Origin of the sequence: Methylosarcina fibrata AML-C10 (assembly GCF_000372865.1) — a bacterium.
Taxonomy (GTDB): Bacteria; Pseudomonadota; Gammaproteobacteria; order Methylococcales; family Methylomonadaceae; genus Methylosarcina; species Methylosarcina fibrata.
Genome location: NZ_KB889965.1, coordinates 322,617 through 340,199 on the forward strand (window position 1 = coordinate 322,617; position 17,583 = coordinate 340,199).

Consider the following 17,583-nt stretch of genomic DNA (forward strand, 5'->3'; position numbering starts at 1 on the left):
TTATGAGAAAAGAATTCGGCCGTAGCGACCGCGTTTCATCCGAGATGCAGAAGGAGCTTTCCTTCATTCTGCAGCGGGAAATCAAAGACTCCAGGTTGGGTTTCATCACGATCACCGAAGTGAACGTGTCGAAAGACCTGGCAGTCGCCAAAGTGTACGTCACCGTCCTGAACGTCGACGAGCAGGGCAAGCGGGACAATGTGAAACGGCTTAATGAGCTGGCGCCCGTGATCCGGCATGAATTGGCGAAAAGAATGCGCTTGCGCCACATTTCCGAGTTGCGTTTTTATTACGACAACTCCTTCGATACCGGCATGCGGGTGGCGGAGTTGTTGAGCGATCTCGACAAGCCTTCCGAGCAGTAGGAACGCATGGCGAAACGCAAGTCGGGACGAAACGTCCACGGCATCGTGCTGTTGGACAAGCGCTTGGGCGTGTCTTCGAATAAGGCCCTGCAGGAAGTCAGGCGTTTGTTCGACGCCAATAAGGCAGGACACACCGGCAGCCTCGATCCGATGGCTTCCGGACTGTTGCCGCTTTGTTTCGGCGAGGCGACCAAGGTATCGGGAATGATGCTCGACGACGACAAGCGTTACCGCGTAGTGATCCGGCTGGGCATTCTGACCGAAACCGGGGACAGCGAAGGCGCCGTGCTGGCGATCCGTCCGGTGCCCGGGATTTCCGGGGAGGCGTTGCAGGCCTGTCTTCAGAGCTTCACCGGTGAAATCGATCAGATTCCTCCGATGTATTCGGCGCTCAAGCATAACGGCAAAAAACTGTACGAATTGGCGCGGGCCGGAGAGACGGTCGCGCGCAAGGCCAGACTCATCCGGATTTACGAACTGAAGCTGCTCGATTTTTCGGAAGACCGGCTGACCCTGGAGGTGTTCTGTTCGAAAGGAACTTATATCCGGTCTCTGGCAGAAGACATCGGTCATTATTTCGGCTGCGGCGGCACGGTCATCGAGTTGCGGCGTTTGCAAGCGGGCATTTTCGATATAAAAAACGCAAAAACTCTCGAGCAGTTGATGTCGATGAACGAAATCGATTTGCGCCAGCAACTGATTCCGGTCGACGCGCCGTTGCAGTCGCTGCCGGCGTTGCGATTGTCGGAGCGGCAGGCGGCCGGCATCCGGTTCGGCCAGTCGCTTCATGATGTTCCGGCGGCTCTGGGAACGGTCCGGCTCTATCATGAAAGTGCGTTTTTAGGCTTGGGAGAAATGCTATTGGATGGTAAACTAGCGCCCAGAAAGTTGTTCAATATGACTGATTAAAGGCAAGAAGAAACCAGCCCAGGCGATGAATTTTTGCTTTAACTCCGTTTCTACACCCTATCGTGGAAACGGAAATTTACCGGCCCTTTATGAAAGGGCTTTATTTTTTAATCTTAATAGGGATTAACCATGCCATTTACTGCAGAACAAAAGAAAGCCATCGTTGAAGAGTACCGTCTTTCACCCACCGATACCGGTTCCCCGGAAGTGCAGATCGCTTTATTGACGGCGCACATCACTCATTTGACGCCGCACTTTGCAGAGCACAAAAAAGACAATCATTCACGCCGCGGCCTGTTGCGGATGGTGAATCAACGCCGCAAGTTGCTGGACTATCTTAAAAATAAGGACGTCAACCGCTATCGCACCTTGATCGACCGGCTTGGTTTGCGTAAATAACCGCTTGCTTGAAAACGGCGCATTTTATGTGCCGTTTTCATTTTTGCAGCGACCCACACGAGAAACCTCTATATAACCTCTAAGCAAAGGAACCTTATAGTGAATCCTATCAGGAAAGAATTTCAGTACGGCGATCAACTCATTACGCTGGAAACAGGCGAAATAGCGCGCCAGGCCAACGGCGCCGTTATCATCGACGTCAACGGCACATCCCTACTGGTCACCGTCGTTGAAAAAAAAGAAGCCAGTGGCGGCGATTTTTTTCCGTTGACTGTCAATTATCAGGAAAAAGCCTATGCCGCCGGAAAAATTCCGGGTGGTTTTTTTAAACGCGAAGGCCGCCCAAGCGAACAAGAAACATTGATTTCGCGTTTGATCGACCGACCGATCCGCCCTCTCTTTCCTGAGGGTTATACCAACGAAGTTCAGATCATTGCCACGGTCATTTCGCTGAATCCCGAAGTGGATACCGAAATTCCCGCCCTGCTCGGCGCGTCCGCGGCGCTGGCCATTGCCGGCCTGCCTTTCAACGGCCCGATCGGCGCGGCCTGCGTCGGTTATAAAGACGGTCAGTATCTGCTGAATCCTTCGCCGTCGGCCTTGAAGGAATCCCGGTTGCAGTTGGTCGTTGCCGGCACCGCGAGAGCCGTGCTGATGGTGGAATCGGAAGCCGATTGCCTGAGCGAAGAAGACATGCTGGGCGCCGTGCTGTTCGGTCACGAGCAAATGCAGACCGCCATCAACGCCATCAATGAATTTGCGGCGGCGGCCGGCGCCGGCGTCGTCGAATGGACCGCCCCGGAACCGGACGTCGAACTGGTCAAACACATCACCGACGAAGTGGAAGAACCCATCAAGGAAGCTTACCAGATCGCGCAAAAACTGGTTCGCCAGGAACGGTTGAAAAACATCCGGAACGCGGCGGTCGAAAAGCTGATGGCGATGGGCGACTATTCGGAAAACGGCATTCGCGGCATCATCGAGCATCTGGAATACAAGATTGTGCGCAACGCCATTCTCGACGAAGGCAAGCGCATCGACGGCCGCGACCTGGACTCGATCCGCCCGATCACGATCCGCACCGGCGTCTTGCCGAGAACCCACGGCTCCGCCTTGTTTACCCGCGGCGAAACCCAGGCTTTGGTCGTGACCACGCTGGGTACCCAGCGCGACGCGCAGGTGATCGATGCCCTGGCCGGCGAATATAAAGAGCTGTTCATGCTGCATTACAATTTCCCGCCGTTCAGCGTCGGCGAAACCGGTTTCGTCGGTTCGCCCAAGCGCCGCGAGATCGGCCACGGCCGTCTGGCGAAACGCGGCGTCGCCGCCGTCCTGCCCAACATGGAAGAATTTCCGTACGTCATCCGGGTGGTTTCCGAAATTACCGAATCGAACGGCTCCAGCTCGATGGCTTCGGTTTGCGGCAGCAGTCTGGCGCTGATGGATGCCGGCGTGCCGATCAAGACGCCGGTCGCAGGCATCGCGATGGGCCTGATCAAGGAAGGCGACCGTTGCGCGGTCCTGTCGGACATTATGGGCGACGAAGACCATCTGGGCGACATGGATTTCAAAGTGGCCGGTTCCGCCGACGGCATTACCGCGCTGCAAATGGACATCAAGATCGACGGCATTACCGCCGAGATCATGAAAACCGCGCTGGAACAGGCCAAAAAAGGCCGTATCCATATTCTCGGCGAAATGAACAAGGCGCTGCCCGCGACCCGCGAGCACATGTCCGACTATGCCCCGCGCATCATTACTTTCAAGATCGATCCGAGCAAAATACGCGAAGTCATCGGTAAAGGCGGCGCGACCATTCGCGGCATCACCGAAATCACCGGCGCCAGCGTGGATCTGACCGACGACGGCGTTGTCAAGATTGCCTCGGTGGACAAGGCCGCGGGCGAAGAAGCGCGCCGCCTGATCGAGGAAATTACCGCCGAAGTCGAAGTCGGCAAGATCTACGAAGGAAAAGTCGTCCGGCTGATGGATTTCGGCGCGTTCGTCACCATTTTGCCCGGCAAGGACGGTCTGGTTCATATCTCCCAGATTTCCGACGAACACGTCGACAAGGTCAGCGACAAGTTGGCCGAAGGCGACATGGTGCGGGTCAAAGTCCTGGAAATCGACCGGCAGGGTCGGGTCCGGCTCAGCATGAAGGAAGCCGACAAGGAATAAAGGCGAACGGAAAAATATTGTTCCTATAAAGGGCCGCAAGGCCCTTTTTTATTGCGCCAGGAAGAATGAGAGTCGAATGACGAGGTTTTAATTTTATATTAAGAATTTCTTTTTATTATGATTTTGTAACAAAACGTTTTCATATTTCAGTGAGAACCTATAGTAGCCGGGCCTGGTCTGCGACAGAACATTGTTTTTATCGATTTGCTATTTACAGTCCCATAAAAAATATCCATTCGATGAGTTTCATGATTTGCCCAAGAATAACTCATGATTTAAGGCATTTTCCAGGACAGCTCATTTCAAAACAAGGTTTTTTCCGATGAAGTTTTCTTTTTTACTTATCAGTGGAGCTCTACCTTACCATGCACGTTCACTTCAAAAAACTTCTGAGCATTCCTTCGCTTTTGCAATCTGCCCTGGTGGGTCATCAGGCCTTTGTCGAATCTCCAGGTCATGTTTCGAATGAAAAACGTCTTCGTAAATCCATAAAACATGGCGCGGATCCGCGTCGAAACGGGCTTTTTTTCGTCCCATTCCTGTTCGTTTTGTTTTTGGCCGGAACCGGGCAGGTCAAGGCCGTCGTCAATGCCGAACAAATCGGTTACGTCGGCTGCTCGATGACCGTTGATGCCGTGGAAGGTTATCTGGAACTGGGCGGCGGCAGCTTGTGGCCGAGTGCCGAAGAAAATTACAGCAGCGGCGGCGTGACTTACTGGGCCGAGAATTTGAGTGGAATCAACCATTATTGGGACTGGTTGCAAGAGGCCTTGATCGATCAGCCCGATACAACCGTCATCTGGTGGCAATTGTGCGCCTTGTCCAAACAAGACGGCAACGATCGGACTTTACTGGAAGATGCCCGAGCCGTCCGCGATGAAATTAAACGGCTGGCTCCCGAGGCTACGATTTATGTTTCCGCGCAGCCGAGCTATTCAGACCCGAACAGTCCGGTGGACCCCGTTTGCCGTATTGCCGGTGCGAACGGGCCTCAACGGATGGAAGAGCTGGCTGCCGAGCTGGTTTCGGAAGGCGGAGTCGAACAGGGTCCTGTGCTTGGCCCCTTGACGCCGGACCTGTTATTGGATGACGGCTGTCATGCCAACAGCGAAGGCGAGCTTTTCATGGGGCAGCAACTGGCCGACTTTTTTGGAATGGGCGAAGGAAATAGCGAAGACAGCGACGGCGATTCGGTTAACGACAACCTCGACAATTGCCCGACCGTCAGCAATCCCGATCAGGCCGATACGGACGACGACGGCGTCGGCGACGCGTGTGAATCCGGCTCATCCGCACCATTGACGGTTTCGCCCAATCAAATCGGACGGGGTACTCAAACAACGCTGGCATTGACGGGGCAGGGATTCGACTCGGGTATGACGGTTTCGATTGTTCCGTTTCCGGCAGGCGTCCGGATCGAGTCGGTGACTGTCAAAAGCTCGACCAGTGCGACGATCGGGGTCAATGTGGCCTCCACCGCTCGCCAAGGCGGACGAGGAATCAAAGTGATTACTTCCGCCGGTCAGACGGCAACCAGCCAGTTCGCATTCAAAGTGCAATAAGCCGCTGGTAGCGTCGGGATTGCACAGGTCCAGGGACGGACGCCAACCGGAAAACCGGCATGGCTTGAAAAAGTCAATGCCGGTTCCGGAAGACCGGACTTATTTTTCGTCCGTTGGTTCAGGTTGGTTCAACCAGTTTTTGATCCGGCCAACCACCCATTCGCCGTCATCGACCGTCAGATCGTGCCCCCCCCACGGATGCGTGTCAAGCGTCAGATGCCATTGGTTGCTTATCGCTTCCGAACAGCTCGGAGCGACCAGCCGGTCGCCCCGGCTGTTTAACAGCAAGACCGGTTGGCCGGGCTTTGGTTCTCCCGGATCGTAAGTGGCGGCCGCCAGGATCTGGCAGCAGGTGTTCTGGGGGCTGACCGGGCGTTCCTTTTGAATTCTTTCCCAGTCGCGGGCCAACTGTGGATAGTGCTCTTGCCGATTGCTCAGCAAGTGCAGCAGGGCCGATTCCCGTTCCAGTACGCCGCGTTTCCACGTCAGGGCGGCCAGTCTGCCATAGATTTGCCAACGCAGACGCCGATAAAAAGGGCTGATTCCGGCAAAACTGCAATTGATCAGCACCGCGCCGCCGATATCGTCAGGATAAGTTCGCATCCATTCCCAGGCCACCATCGCGCCCAGCGACAGGGCCAGAATCGTTGCCGGCCGTTGCAGGGCGCCCTGCTCAAAAGCTTCGGCTCGGACCTTGTCGGCGATACCTCTGATCGTCTTGGGGCTGACGGACCGGTAATGGCGGCCGGTGCCGGGCAGATCCAGCGGCGTCACCGTTGCTTCCGGAAAGGCCGCTTGCAGCGTGCCGATGAAGTCGCCCCAGTGCGCCGATTCGCGGGTCAGACCGCGAAGCAGGATCCAGTTGTTTCCGGACGGATTATTCATACCATAATTCCATTGCTTTTTGTTCATGGCGGGTTTTCTGATGCGGGTCCAGCGATGCCCAGGCCCTAGGGAATAATAAACAGCGGTGCAGAAAATCGAATAGCAGGAAATGACGGCGGAAAATCCGCTGCTGCCGATGCGGCAGCAGCGGATGAAAAAGGCCGTGTCGGGAGAAAAGATGCAGCGGGCTTTTACGCAGCCAGAGCCACGACCCCATTTCCAGCGTTAGTGGCAGAAACAGTCGGTCTCCCGTATTGATTTGCTGAAACCGATCGAACAGATAGTCCCACAGGTCTCCATTGATCAGATATTCCACGCTGGTCGGTTCGATTTTATAAACGTGATACGGATAGCACCGGTCGAACAGCTCCTTCAGGGCAAGCGTTTCGGCCAGGAAAGCGAAAGGCGTTTTACGCGAGGCATAAGGAAACCACAAACGGTCCCGGATGCCGAATCCCGAATGCAGATCGAGCGCTATGGACAAAGAGGAATTGAACAGGTGCCGTTCGACGACCCGGCACAAGGCCAGGGCTTCTTTTTCCATGCGCGCGTGATGGCCCCGGTACCAGGGCAGGCGGGAACTCAGCCGCTGGCCGCCGTAGAGGCGGGCGGCGTCCCGGCTTTCCACCGGGGAATTGCGCATCAGATCGACGCCGTTGCCGTTGCAGCGGGTACCTGCGTAAACGCCGACGGGATTGACGATGGGGACGAAAACCAGCCTGGATTGGTCAAGCCTGGCCAGAAATTCCTCGTCCCAGTCCAGCAGCCGGCTGATCGATTGCAAATAGGATAGAATCACTTCGGAACCTATTTTTTCGAGTCCGTGCACGCCGCCGAAAAAAGCCTGGACCGGCACGTCGTCCTGCCGGGAGCCGAGCGCAATGCAGTAGATCGGGAATTCTGCGTTTTTGTAGGGTATGCGCTCGACGATCTCGACCCGAGCGTGATCGCCCAATTGTTCGATGATCCGTTCCAACTGGTCGAGTTCGGGAAATCTCAAACCGGTCATCATGAGTCCTTATTGGCTTTTTTCAGGGTCATACAGCGTGAACTGCCGTCGAATGCGATGCGTCCATGGTATCAGATCTTGATCCGATCGGATAAGGAAAGGCGCCTGCCCGTCGATGAGTCGATCGGGTTGAGGCAGGCCGCAACCGGGATACATCGAATTTTCCCAGAACATGGACGATAAAAAGCGCGGATTTCCGGACGGAAGGAACCGTTGCCAAGGCGCGGCCGTTTATCCTAAACCGGGCCCATGGGCAACGCGATTGGTTCAAACTCTGTATCCGGTTCGGCGGATGAAGGTTCAATGGACAGATGAGCCGCAATCTTTTCCCTGGTTTCCTGACTGATTCTGTGGCGGGTTTTTCCTTCGGTGGCAATGCAGGGTAGAAAACAGAGCGTCGCTTCGATCTTGTCCAGCATCAGCATCTTGAGCAAATGACCGATAAAAGTCTCGTCGCCGATAAAAGGCGCCAGATCTTTGGTCGCGCCCTGATATTGAATGCTGACCGGCTGCACGGCGGACTTCGTCGACAAGGCGGGCTGAAACAGGGAGGCATGAAAATTCAGCACCTCGTTGCCTGCCGTCGTCGTGCCTTCGGGGAAGGCGATGACGGTGCAGTTCTGTTCGAGCAGACAGGCGATTTTATCCGAAGTGACCGCGATATTTTTCTTGTCGCCGCGGCGAATAAAGACGGTGCCGGCCTGCCTCGACAAAAAACCGATCACCGGCCAGCCGGCTATATCGCTTTTGGCGACGAAATAAGCCGGCAAATACTGGCCGATGACGATGATGTCCAGCCACGAGACGTGATTCGCGGCCAGCATCGCTCGTTGCCCGGACGGCTTGCCTTTTAGGTCGACCCGGAGGCAAATCAGTACGGCGAAGCATTGCAGCCATCGCCGCTTGATCGCATCACGCAGGGTTCTGGCGCGGATGTCGGAACAGGCGCAGCCGATCGCCGGGAAAAGGCCGGCGGCGATGATCAATCCCGCGCCGAACAGCAAAAGCAATGAGAACAGCCTATAGCACAGACGAATTTTCGCTTTCATCGACTTCCTTTCATTCAATTCAAGCAAAAACGGATACGGCTTCCTTCGTCTGAGCGCCTCTCAGATAATGTTTGCTGTAGCGTTCCTGAAGCTGTTCCAGCGGCAATAAAATGAATACGTCCATGCAATTGAAATCCTTGTCCCAATAAGGTTCTCCGCAGACCAGCGCGCCGAAGCGCAAATAGGCTTTCAGCAGCGGCGGAATGCCGGACTCGTCGCGGCCGCATCTTAATTCTTCGGGAACGGGAACGGTCGGTTTGACCTGAAGGCCGGGCGGCGCCATGTTCCTGGCGTCGAAGTGGCGATAGACCGCGTCCACGGCGTAACCGCTGGGGCCGGGCGTGATGCTTGCGCAGCCCAGGAGATAATCGAACCGGCCTGCCGATGCGTATTGAGCGAGCGCGGACCAGAGCGTGGTCAGTACGGCGCTGCCGCGGTAATCGGGATCGACACAGGTGCGGCCGATTTCGAGAAATCGGCCGGGCAGGGCCAGAACCTGGTCGAGTTCGAATTCTTCCTGCGAATAGAAACGCCCGAGCCGCCGCGCCTGATCCTGTCCGAGCAAGCGCGTATACCCGACGATTTTACGATGAATATTGTCGTAGACGATCAAATGATCGCAATACTCGTCGATTTCGTCATAATCCAGACCTTCCGATTCGGTCTTCAGCCGGGCGCCCATTTCCTTCGCGAAGATCCGGTAACGCAGCGCCTGGGCTTCTTTGACCAAATCCTCCGAGTCGGCTAAAAAGCACGAAAGTTTTTTGACGGATTGTGTCGAAGTGTCCGTTTCTGTATGTTTCATCGGTAACCCTATCGTTGAATTGAGATAGGGATACCTTAGGCAAGCAAGATGTCAGTTTCGTGTCGGTTCGGTTAACGCTGGATGACAATCCGGAGACAATAGGATGACCGGCGGCGCCTCGGGCTGGATAATCCTCAGTAACGTCCAATCGCAGTGCTCCGGTTTGAGTTCGATTCGAAAGGATAGGGGACTTGCATCACGTATCGCCAAATAGAATGCATAGGAATTGCGTTAGATTTTTGCAAAATTACCGAGGTCGGCTAATCTTGGACGATAGCGGCGGAACCGATTCGCCGACATTGTTTATGGAGTAGCCGATCATGTTGCGCAAGACTTTGCTATTAATGATGTTATTGGGCGTATCGGGGTTGTACGTCTGGACCCATTTGCCACAATTTCCGCCCCTGTTCAAACTTTATCTCAAAATGGCGCAACCGGAGAGCGAAACCGCATCACCGGCTTCGATGAAATGGGCGAATCTCAGTTTACAGCAAATCAGGGAACAGCGCCGCGAGCCGTACCGAGTCAAGCCGGACCGGCGCTTTTTGTTGGCGCTGGACGAAATCCGCCGATTTGCCGACCCTGAGGCTGCATCGCTGCCGCCGCCACGTTTCGAAAACGGGCGCTGGCGAATCGATGCCGGCAACAACCCAGCGTTCGAATTCACGGAACTGCCCGATTTTGCGTCCGGCCTGGCCGTTTTGCAGAAAGCCGCGACCGAAGCGTTGACCGGCATGCCTGTCAAGGCGTCTGAAACGCCGCCGGCGATGCCGTCCGTAGGCTTCGATCCCGCCAGGCTGCGACATAATCTGAAGACGTTGAACCAGCGCTGGCAAGCCGGGAATCATGAGGCCGGCATTCTGTTCGAGGCCGCTGAAAATCTGACCCATTGGGCCTTTGTCGGTCTGGACGAAATGGAAATCGCCGACGCCGTTCAGGCCAGGGCGCTGGCCTTTCTGGCATTGGCCAAGACGGCGAACGCTCAACCTTTGACCGAAACCGAAAGCATGCTCGCTACTCGGATGGGTTATGGCGGTCATGGTCTGGCGTTAGCCGAGCGCTTGTCGGACGACTCGTTGTGGCGCTTGTATCTGACTCGAAAAGACGACGAGCTGGCAAAGAAATCCAGGGAGCGGGCTTCTGTCGACAAATATCTGCTGCTCCGCCGTCTGGCCGAGTCCGGACAAATCAAGGCCTGGATCAACGTTATCCGGCGCAACTTCGACGATCAGCCAGTGCCCATCCACGCGTTTGCGACCATTCTGGATTCCGGAGAATTTCATCCGCGCAGCGACATTGCCCGATCCCTGCATTACCTGGTGTTCTATCACTTGCTGCAGGATTCCGGCCAGCAGGCGGCGAACGATCCGAAGAGTTCCGCATCGTCGTTGATCGAAGCGGCGGGACTGAGCGTGCTGAGCCGATTCATCGATGGCTTCGACGGCGTTCTGATCCATCATTTCGATTCCGTTTTGAGCAACTTGGGCGGCGATTTGAACGGCCCCTTTCTGGACCGGCCCGTGTTCGAAACCTATTACCGGAGTTATTTTTTCTCCGGACTGTATCATTACGGCAATTTTCTGCTGAATCAATACAGTTCGACCGAAGCCGCCTCCCGATTTGCCGCCGTCCTCGGGAACTCGAAGCAAGGCATCGCCGGCGAATTTTCGGTCTGGTATCATCGTTCGATCGCAGCCGAACAAGGCGAGGCCAGGGTTGCCGATTTGATCGGTGATTTGGACGGTCTGCCGTCACTCGGTCTGCCGCCCCTGAGTCATACGCTGGCAGCCTCGTTGCAACGCCTGTCTTTCGGCGCGCCTGAAATTGCCGCGACCGCCGGGAAAATCTGGCCTCGCGCCGACTCCCGAATCTCTCACCGCTTCGAGCTGGCCTCTTTGTTGAGTCAAAGTCTGCTGGATTTGAACGAAGCCGAGCGCATTTACCAGTCCATTGTTCGCGATGCACCGAAAACCAACAGCCAAGTGCAAGTCTGGCTGGCGCATTACAACGGCAACGACGATCAATTGCTGGCGATGGCGCGCGACGACGATTTGCCGCCCAACGTTCGGGCCAAAGCCTTGTCGCTGGCGGACGACGAAGCGCTCGAAAGCACCGTTCAGCAGGTGTATCGGGAACTCGTCCAACGTGCTCCGGACGACTGGACGACATTGTCCTACTATCTTGAATTTCTTAAGGAACGCAAGGATTACCAGGCGATCGTCGAACGGGTCGTGCCGTGGATCGAACACGACGGCCGAAGCAGCACCGGCTTCGATTCTCTGAAAGCCCGAGTGACTCTGTCGAATGCTCTGCTGGCTCAAGGCAAAAAGCAGGAAGCCTGGAGTACTCTGAAGGATGTCATCGGCAGCGATTACGGGCTGGTCTTGCGGCAAGGCGTCAAAGTTCTGTCGGCTCTGGGCGACGACGAGAAGGCTACACAACTGGCGTTGCACGCGGTCGAACGCTATCCGTCCAGTCTGAACTCGTTAACCGGTTTGCTGGAAGTCTTGTGGCGGCAGAAAGCCAGCGACGATGCCGCCAGATTGTTGAAACAATGGCCGCATCGCATTTCCGAAGCAGACTGGCGCTGGACGGTCGGCGACAGCTTTGCGAGGCAGTTCGGCGACCGGCCCAAGGAAGCCGAACAGGCATTCGGAGCACTGATCCGGGCCGGCGTCGATCCATGGTCTTTACAGGGAATTGCTGCGGCCATCGCCAACCGGGGCGACAGCGCAACGGCCTTTCAACTGCAATCGCAGTTGCGCTGGAATGGCCCCGGTTATCTCGAGATGCTGGTCAAATCCTACCGTTATCTGAAAGAGGCCAAAGGGAGGGACGCGGCTTTGGCCTGGTTGAGCCCGCAAATTCCGCCCCGGATTCGCAACATGGCCAGCATGATCTATTTCGGCCAACACGAATACGATTTGCTGTGGGATCTTATTCCAGACCCGGAAGCAGGCGATTATCCGGAAGCGGTCTGGTTGTACCGAGCCGCCGCTTCCCTGATGCAAACCGACCTGGCCGACGACCGGCACCGCCTGTTGCTTGACCATTACCGTTCGGAAAGCAGTGACGATTATCACCGTCTGGGCCGATACCTGCTGAAATTGATTGACGAGCCGGAGCTTACGGCACAAACCTTGGCTGCCAAAGAGGTCTGTGAAACCGCGTTCTTTCTCGGTTGGCGGGCCAAGTCGGAGCGCCGTTATCACGATGCCGCCGACTGGTTTCTGACCAGCGTCGCCACGGGGCTCCAACAAAACGGTGAATACCGTTGGTCGTTCGAGCAATTGTATCTTTGGCACAACCAAGGTCTCAGCTTGAAGGTATTGGCCGATCGAGGCGCCTGACGAGTTTCGGAAACTACGTTTCGGTCTCGGGCACGATTTGCAACAAAGCCGTGGGCTTGACCGAAACGTCGCCGGAAAAAGGCCGGCTGTGGGACGCCAACAGCAGCAATGACGTGGCGATGGCGATCGAAAAAATGGTCAGCATGATCCGATTGGTCGGCGCGCCTCCAGCACCAGCATGAAATGCAGAGTTTTCGCCAAGTCCACTGGCAAGATCTTCATAATCATTTGCATTGGCAGTGATGAGTCCCCGCAGGATGTCTTATTAAAAAAAAGACCTGCGAGATTTTTAAAACCCCGCAGGTCCGTGTTCCGTCTTTTCGTTTCTTCAGGACTGACTACTAATGATCTTCATAGCCTGCAAAACGCTGCTGCGGGTCTTTGCGCCGATGGTCCCGCTGATTGTTCGGCGGTTCATGACGTACCGTCTGGGCACCGTTGCCCTCTGGATTGTCGAAGCGTGGACGGTTGTCGTTCGAGTTGTTTCGGTCGTTCCTGCCTTGAAGAGGGCGGTTTTGCCCGTAATTGCCGGCATCCTGACGGGGACGGCCGTACGGATGGCCGGCAGGCTGATGACCGGGATTCGAATCCGCTCCGTTCCAGGATTCCCGAGGCTCTTTCCGTCCGTAGCGGGGAGAGCGGTCGGGTGCATCGTTTACCGGTTCCCTTTTTCCCCATTGCGGGTATTCGGGCTCGGAATGACGAGGGTGACGATCGTCCGGCTCCGCTTTCAATCTACCTTCCTTAGGCCAGGGCGGATTGGCATGATAGATGACCGGAGGGTGGTCATGATGAGCGTGATCGTCATGGTCGTGGTCATAATTTTTATAAACGGGATACGGTTTATAAACAGGATAAGGTTTATAAACGGGATATGGGGCGGGAAGGTAGCTGGGGGGATAAGCGCCGTAATAGCTCCTCTGGGTAATCACGGTACCGCCGCCGTACACCGGATAGGAGGCGGCGGCCGGGTAATAGACGGCCTGCCGGTAAGGCGCGCAGGCGGCCAGCCATAAGACGGCAACGCTTAAAAACAATCCCTTGGCTTGTTTGGCGGATCTGTTCATGTTCTATCCTTTTGCGCTGGTTGATTTTAGCTAAAGGATAGCGGATCGATGCTGAATGTTGGATGAATTGCTGTAAAATTCCTTTACTGCCGGCTGGAACCAAAACGCTCGGCAATCAGGTCAAACAAAAATGAATCAGGAGTCCGATGAAAAACGAAGTCATTGATGCAATTGTCTCGCCCGAAGGCCGGCTGGACGTGCTTTCCCGCGCCGAAGTGAACAAGCTTCTGGATACGAGTCAGGGCGGGCTGTACAGGACCTTCAGAAACTGCTCGCTGGCGGTGCTGAATTGCGGTTCCACGATGGACGACGGCAAGGAGCTTCTCGAGCGGTATCCGTCCTTCTCCATTCGCGTCATTCAGGAGCAGCGCGGCATCAAGCTGGAGGTGAAAGACGCTCCGGCCAGCGCCTTCGTCGACGGCAAAATGATTACCGGCATCAAGGAGCATCTGTTCGCGGTATTGCGCGACATCATTTATGTCAGCGACGAGATTTACGATACTCCCAAATTCGACCTCAACTCGTCCTACGGCATCACCAATGCCGTATTCCATATTTTGCGCAACGCCAATATTTTGCGCCCGAGGATCAATCCGAATCTGGTCGTTTGCTGGGGAGGCCATTCGATCAGCCGCAAGGAATACGACTACACCAAGCAGGTAGGGCATGAAATGGGCTTGCGCGGCCTGGATATCTGCACGGGGTGCGGGCCGGGCGCGATGAAAGGGCCGATGAAAGGAGCGGCGATCGGCCACGCCAAGCAGCGCATCAAGCACGGGCAGTATCTCGGCATTTCCGAGCCGGGTATTATCGCCGCCGAGTCGCCGAATCCGATCGTCAACGACCTGGTCATTTTGCCGGATATCGAAAAACGTCTCGAAGCCTTCGTTCGCGCCGGCCACGGCATCGTGGTATTTCCGGGCGGCGCCGGCACCGCGGAGGAGATTTTGTATTTGCTCGGCATTTTGCTGCATCCGGACAACATGGACATGCCCTTTCCTCTGATCTTTACCGGACCGGCAAGCGCGGCCGACTATTTCGACCAGATCGATCGCTTCATCGAGGGGACTCTCGGCAAGGCCGCCCGGCAGCGTTACCGGATCATCGTCGACGATCCGGCCAGAGTGGCGGTCGAAATGCTGGCCGGCATCAAGGAGGTGCGCGAGTTTCGCAAACAGACCGGCGATGCCTATTATTTCAACTGGCAACTGAAAATCGACAAAGTGTTTCAAATGCCTTTCATTCCGAGCCACGACAACATGAAGAATCTGGCATTGCACAAAAATCAGGAAACCCACCTGTTGGCCGCCCATCTGCGCCGGGCTTTCTCGGGCATCGTGGCCGGCAACGTGAAAGACGAAGGCATCCGGGCGATCGAGCAGTACGGTCATTTTGAAATTCAGGGTGATGCCGGCATCATGCAGTTGATGGATTCGTTGCTGGCGTCCTTCGTCACGCAGCATCGGATGAAACTGCCGGGAAAAAAATACGTGCCTTGTTACCGGATCAGTCAAAACGCGGAGCCGGTGGCCTGACGCATTCGGCATCCGATTCAAGAGGTAAAGCAATTCATCGATCATGAAAGTGATTTTGACTGAAAAACCGTCGGTAGCCCGTGACATCGCCCAGGCTCTGGCGGTACGGAGCCGGAAGGACGGTTATTTCGAAGGCAACGGCTATCAAATCACCTGGGCGTTCGGGCATCTGGTCGGCCTCAAGGAGCCGGACGATTACAATCAAGCCTGGAAGCGCTGGTCGCTGCAAACGCTGCCCATCATTCCCGAGCCATTCGCGCTGAAAGCCCGGGGCGATGACTCTGCGATCAAACAATTGGCCGTCATCACCCGTCTGTTTCAAGGCAGCGACGAAATCATCTGCGCAACCGACGCGGGCAGGGAAGGGGAACTGATCTTTCGCTACATTTTAACCTGGACCGATTGCGTGCATAAACCGGCCAGACGCCTGTGGATCAGTTCGTTGACGGATGAAGCGATTCGTCAAGGTTTTCAACAGTTGCAGGATTGCCGTGTCTACGAGGGACTTTACCGGGCGGCAAAATGCCGAAGCGAAGCGGACTGGATCGTCGGCATGAACGCCACCCGGCTGTATACTCTCAAGTTCGGCCAGGGCGGCACGCTGTGGACTTTGGGGAGGGTGCAGACGCCGGTACTGGCGCTCGTGGTGCAACGCGACCGGGAGATCGTTCATTTTATTCCGAAGGACTTTTGGGAGTTGATCACGGTTTATCGTGAAACCCGCTTTCAATATACCGGCGGGCGGTTTGAGCGGTCGGACGATGCAGAAGCGCTGTTGAATCGCATCAAAACCGATGACTTTCGGATTACCGGCGTCAAGGGCAAGCAGGAGCAGATATGGCCGCCTCTTCTCTACGATTTGACCGATTTACAGAAGGACATGAGCCTGCGCTACGGTTTTACCGCAGAGAAAACTTTGAATGCGGCCCAGGCGCTGTATGAAAAGAAACTGATCACTTATCCGCGCACGGACAGCCGCTGCCTCGGCAGCGACATGAAGCCGCTGATGAAGCCGCTGCTGGAACGGTTGGCCCGGCGCTTCGCCGAGGCTGTGGCCGGCCTCGATCTTGAGCGTCTGGTTATGGGCGATCGCCTGTTCAACGACGACAAAGTCAGCGATCATCACGCCATCATTCCGACCATGACCTTGCCGGGCCTTCTCGCCGACGAGGAAGCCAAAGTGTTTGACGCCGTGGCGCAACGATTGATCGCGGCTTTTTATCCGCCTTGCCTCAAGGAAGTTACCAGCGTTCACGGCCAGGCCGGCGGCACGGAATTCAAGACCACCGGAACGGTCGTTATCGATCCGGGCTGGCAGGCATTGTTTAAAATCCCGGAACCGGCTTCGGAAGACAAAGAGCAAAAGCATCTGCCTCGGTTTGTACCCGGCGAATCCGGGCCCCATCAACCTGCCGTTACCCAGGGCAAAACGACGCCTCCCAAACCTTTCACCGAAGCCAGCCTGCTCGGCATGATGGAATCGGCGGGAAAGACTTGCGACGACGAAGAGCTCCGGGAAGCCCTCAAGGAAAAAGGTCTGGGCACGCCCGCCACCCGCGCGGCGATCATCGAAACGCTGATCCGGAGAAATTATCTGCAACGCCAGAAAAAGACGTTGCTGAGCACCGAAGCGGGCCGTCATTTAATCTCGCTGATCGCCGATGAGCGGTTGAAATCGGCGGCGATGACCGGAGAATGGGAATCCAAGCTCAAAAAAATCGAACGCAACGCCTACGATCCGGATCAATTCATGGCCGAAATTGTCGCTTTTACCCGTAAAATGCTGGAAACGCAGCACCGGATCGATGACAGCCGGTTCGGCGATTGCCCTTTATGCGGCCATGCTGTAATCGAAGGCAGGCAGGGGTACGGCTGTAGCCGATGGAAAGAGGGATGTCGTTTTGTTTTGTGGAAACAGGTCTTCGGCGTCGAGGTCAACCACGAGATGGCTCGTCAGTTGTTGCAGAACTTCCAGACCGACTCGGCTTATTCCGTTCATGTCGATGACGAGATCTTTCAGGCTCGGTTGACGCTGAACCCACAGGGGCAAGCAGGCTATCTTAGATACCAAAGTCAGTCGAGCCCGGTAACGGCCGCTCTGGCGGATTGTCCGCTCTGCGGCGGCAAGATCGTCGAAACCGCCAAAGGCTACAGTTGCAGCGAATGGCGCAGCGGCTGCAAAATGGTGATCTGGAAAACCCTCGCCCATAAAGAAATCACTCCGGCGATGGCGAAAAAATTGTTGACTCATGGCGAAACCGGCGTGCTGACCGGCTTCAAATCGGGCCAGGGCAAAGATTTCAGCGTTAATCTGAAGCTGGTCAACGGACAAGTCCGGATGGAGTTTGCCGGTCGCTCCGGCTCCAGGACAAAGTAATAAAACCATCGAAGCGAAACTCGATGGTTCCGGTAACGCCCAAAGGCTTTTTGAATTGCTTAATTTGTTTCTTGTCGCGAACTTGTCGGCGAT

General features: G+C 55.7%; 14 protein-coding genes. 8 read left to right on the forward strand and 6 right to left on the reverse strand.

All coding sequences use genetic code 11. The features are described from left to right. The first annotated feature begins 2 nt into the window (after positions 1 to 2). The 5 genes from rbfA (at position 3) to A3OW_RS0101635 (ending at position 5,413) form a co-directional block, all read left to right on the forward strand. The gene (gene rbfA / locus A3OW_RS0101615) at positions 3 to 365 is read left to right on the forward strand and encodes a 30S ribosome-binding factor RbfA (protein ID WP_020561685.1); all 363 of its coding nucleotides are present in this window, start codon (positions 3 to 5) and stop codon (positions 363 to 365) included. Positions 366 to 371: 6 nt separating this feature from the next. Further along, a complete protein-coding gene (gene truB / locus A3OW_RS0101620; RefSeq protein WP_020561686.1) occupies positions 372 to 1,274 on the forward strand; it encodes a tRNA pseudouridine(55) synthase TruB in 903 nt (300 codons plus the stop codon). A gap of 129 nt (positions 1,275 to 1,403) precedes the next feature. Beyond that, complete coding sequence (gene rpsO, locus A3OW_RS0101625) at positions 1,404 to 1,673, forward strand: 30S ribosomal protein S15 (RefSeq protein WP_020561687.1); 270 nt, start codon at positions 1,404 to 1,406, stop codon at positions 1,671 to 1,673. A gap of 99 nt (positions 1,674 to 1,772) precedes the next feature. Further along, positions 1,773 to 3,851, forward strand: coding sequence for a polyribonucleotide nucleotidyltransferase (gene pnp, locus A3OW_RS0101630; protein ID WP_020561688.1), 2,079 nt, complete (start codon positions 1,773 to 1,775; stop codon positions 3,849 to 3,851). A gap of 365 nt (positions 3,852 to 4,216) precedes the next feature. Beyond that, a complete protein-coding gene (locus A3OW_RS0101635) occupies positions 4,217 to 5,413 on the forward strand; it encodes a thrombospondin type 3 repeat-containing protein (protein WP_026223255.1) in 1,197 nt (398 codons plus the stop codon). Between the two features lie 99 nt (positions 5,414 to 5,512). Here A3OW_RS0101635 and A3OW_RS0101640 read toward each other — a convergent pair whose 3' ends face one another. The 4 genes from A3OW_RS0101640 to A3OW_RS0101660 form a co-directional block, all read right to left on the reverse strand. Next, positions 5,513 to 6,298 carry an alpha/beta fold hydrolase gene (locus A3OW_RS0101640; RefSeq protein WP_020561689.1) on the reverse strand — a complete coding sequence of 262 codons (786 nt, stop codon included), beginning with the start codon at positions 6,296 to 6,298 and terminating at the stop codon, positions 5,513 to 5,515. Beyond that, on the reverse strand, positions 6,291 to 7,307 hold the full coding sequence (locus A3OW_RS0101645; protein WP_020561690.1) for a M14 family zinc carboxypeptidase: 1,017 nt from the start codon (positions 7,305 to 7,307) through the stop codon (positions 6,291 to 6,293). Before A3OW_RS0101645 ends, A3OW_RS0101640 begins: the two co-directional genes overlap by 8 nt. A gap of 236 nt (positions 7,308 to 7,543) precedes the next feature. Then, positions 7,544 to 8,356 (reverse strand): lysophospholipid acyltransferase family protein, encoded by an 813-nt coding sequence (locus tag A3OW_RS0101655; protein ID WP_020561692.1) that lies wholly within the window; start codon positions 8,354 to 8,356, stop codon positions 7,544 to 7,546. Between the two features lie 19 nt (positions 8,357 to 8,375). After that, on the reverse strand, positions 8,376 to 9,161 hold the full coding sequence (locus tag A3OW_RS0101660; protein WP_020561693.1) for a GNAT family N-acetyltransferase: 786 nt from the start codon (positions 9,159 to 9,161) through the stop codon (positions 8,376 to 8,378). 320 nt (positions 9,162 to 9,481) lie between these two features. Here A3OW_RS0101660 and A3OW_RS0101665 point away from each other — a divergent pair, with 320 nt between their 5' ends. Further along, on the forward strand, positions 9,482 to 12,511 hold the full coding sequence (locus tag A3OW_RS0101665) for a tetratricopeptide repeat protein (protein ID WP_020561694.1): 3,030 nt from the start codon (positions 9,482 to 9,484) through the stop codon (positions 12,509 to 12,511). Between the two features lie 13 nt (positions 12,512 to 12,524). Here A3OW_RS0101665 and A3OW_RS28795 read toward each other — a convergent pair whose 3' ends face one another. Both A3OW_RS28795 and A3OW_RS26170 read right to left on the reverse strand, forming a co-directional pair. Continuing rightward, a complete protein-coding gene (locus tag A3OW_RS28795) occupies positions 12,525 to 12,656 on the reverse strand; it encodes a hypothetical protein (RefSeq protein WP_020561695.1) in 132 nt (43 codons plus the stop codon). A 196-nt stretch (positions 12,657 to 12,852) separates the two neighbouring features. Then, positions 12,853 to 13,578, reverse strand: a complete 726-nt coding sequence (locus tag A3OW_RS26170) for a hypothetical protein (protein ID WP_020561696.1) — start codon at positions 13,576 to 13,578, stop codon at positions 12,853 to 12,855. 146 nt (positions 13,579 to 13,724) lie between these two features. On the opposite strand from A3OW_RS26170, the gene ppnN reads away from it, so the two are divergent. Together ppnN and A3OW_RS0101685 are read left to right on the forward strand one after the other, a co-directional pair. Next, a complete protein-coding gene (ppnN, locus tag A3OW_RS0101680) occupies positions 13,725 to 15,113 on the forward strand; it encodes a nucleotide 5'-monophosphate nucleosidase PpnN (RefSeq protein ID WP_020561697.1) in 1,389 nt (462 codons plus the stop codon). A 49-nt stretch (positions 15,114 to 15,162) separates the two neighbouring features. Next, positions 15,163 to 17,490 carry a DNA topoisomerase 3 gene (locus A3OW_RS0101685; protein WP_232422433.1) on the forward strand — a complete coding sequence of 776 codons (2,328 nt, stop codon included), beginning with the start codon at positions 15,163 to 15,165 and terminating at the stop codon, positions 17,488 to 17,490. The last annotated feature ends 93 nt before the right edge of the window (positions 17,491 to 17,583 follow it).

Coding starts and splice junctions, on each gene's coding strand:
- rbfA (WP_020561685.1), top strand. CDS start 3: ATGAGAAAAGAATTCGGCCGTAGCGACCGCGTTTCATCCGAGATGCAG.
- truB (WP_020561686.1), top strand. CDS start 372: ATGGCGAAACGCAAGTCGGGACGAAACGTCCACGGCATCGTGCTGTTG.
- rpsO (WP_020561687.1), top strand. CDS start 1,404: ATGCCATTTACTGCAGAACAAAAGAAAGCCATCGTTGAAGAGTACCGT.
- A3OW_RS0101635 (WP_026223255.1), top strand. CDS start 4,217: ATGCACGTTCACTTCAAAAAACTTCTGAGCATTCCTTCGCTTTTGCAA.
- A3OW_RS0101640 (WP_020561689.1), bottom strand. CDS start 6,298: ATGAATAATCCGTCCGGAAACAACTGGATCCTGCTTCGCGGTCTGACC.
- A3OW_RS0101645 (WP_020561690.1), bottom strand. CDS start 7,307: ATGACCGGTTTGAGATTTCCCGAACTCGACCAGTTGGAACGGATCATC.
- A3OW_RS0101655 (WP_020561692.1), bottom strand. CDS start 8,356: ATGAAAGCGAAAATTCGTCTGTGCTATAGGCTGTTCTCATTGCTTTTG.
- A3OW_RS0101660 (WP_020561693.1), bottom strand. CDS start 9,161: ATGAAACATACAGAAACGGACACTTCGACACAATCCGTCAAAAAACTT.
- A3OW_RS0101665 (WP_020561694.1), top strand. CDS start 9,482: ATGTTGCGCAAGACTTTGCTATTAATGATGTTATTGGGCGTATCGGGG.
- A3OW_RS28795 (WP_020561695.1), bottom strand. CDS start 12,656: ATGCTGACCATTTTTTCGATCGCCATCGCCACGTCATTGCTGCTGTTG.
- A3OW_RS26170 (WP_020561696.1), bottom strand. CDS start 13,578: ATGAACAGATCCGCCAAACAAGCCAAGGGATTGTTTTTAAGCGTTGCC.
- ppnN (WP_020561697.1), top strand. CDS start 13,725: ATGAAAAACGAAGTCATTGATGCAATTGTCTCGCCCGAAGGCCGGCTG.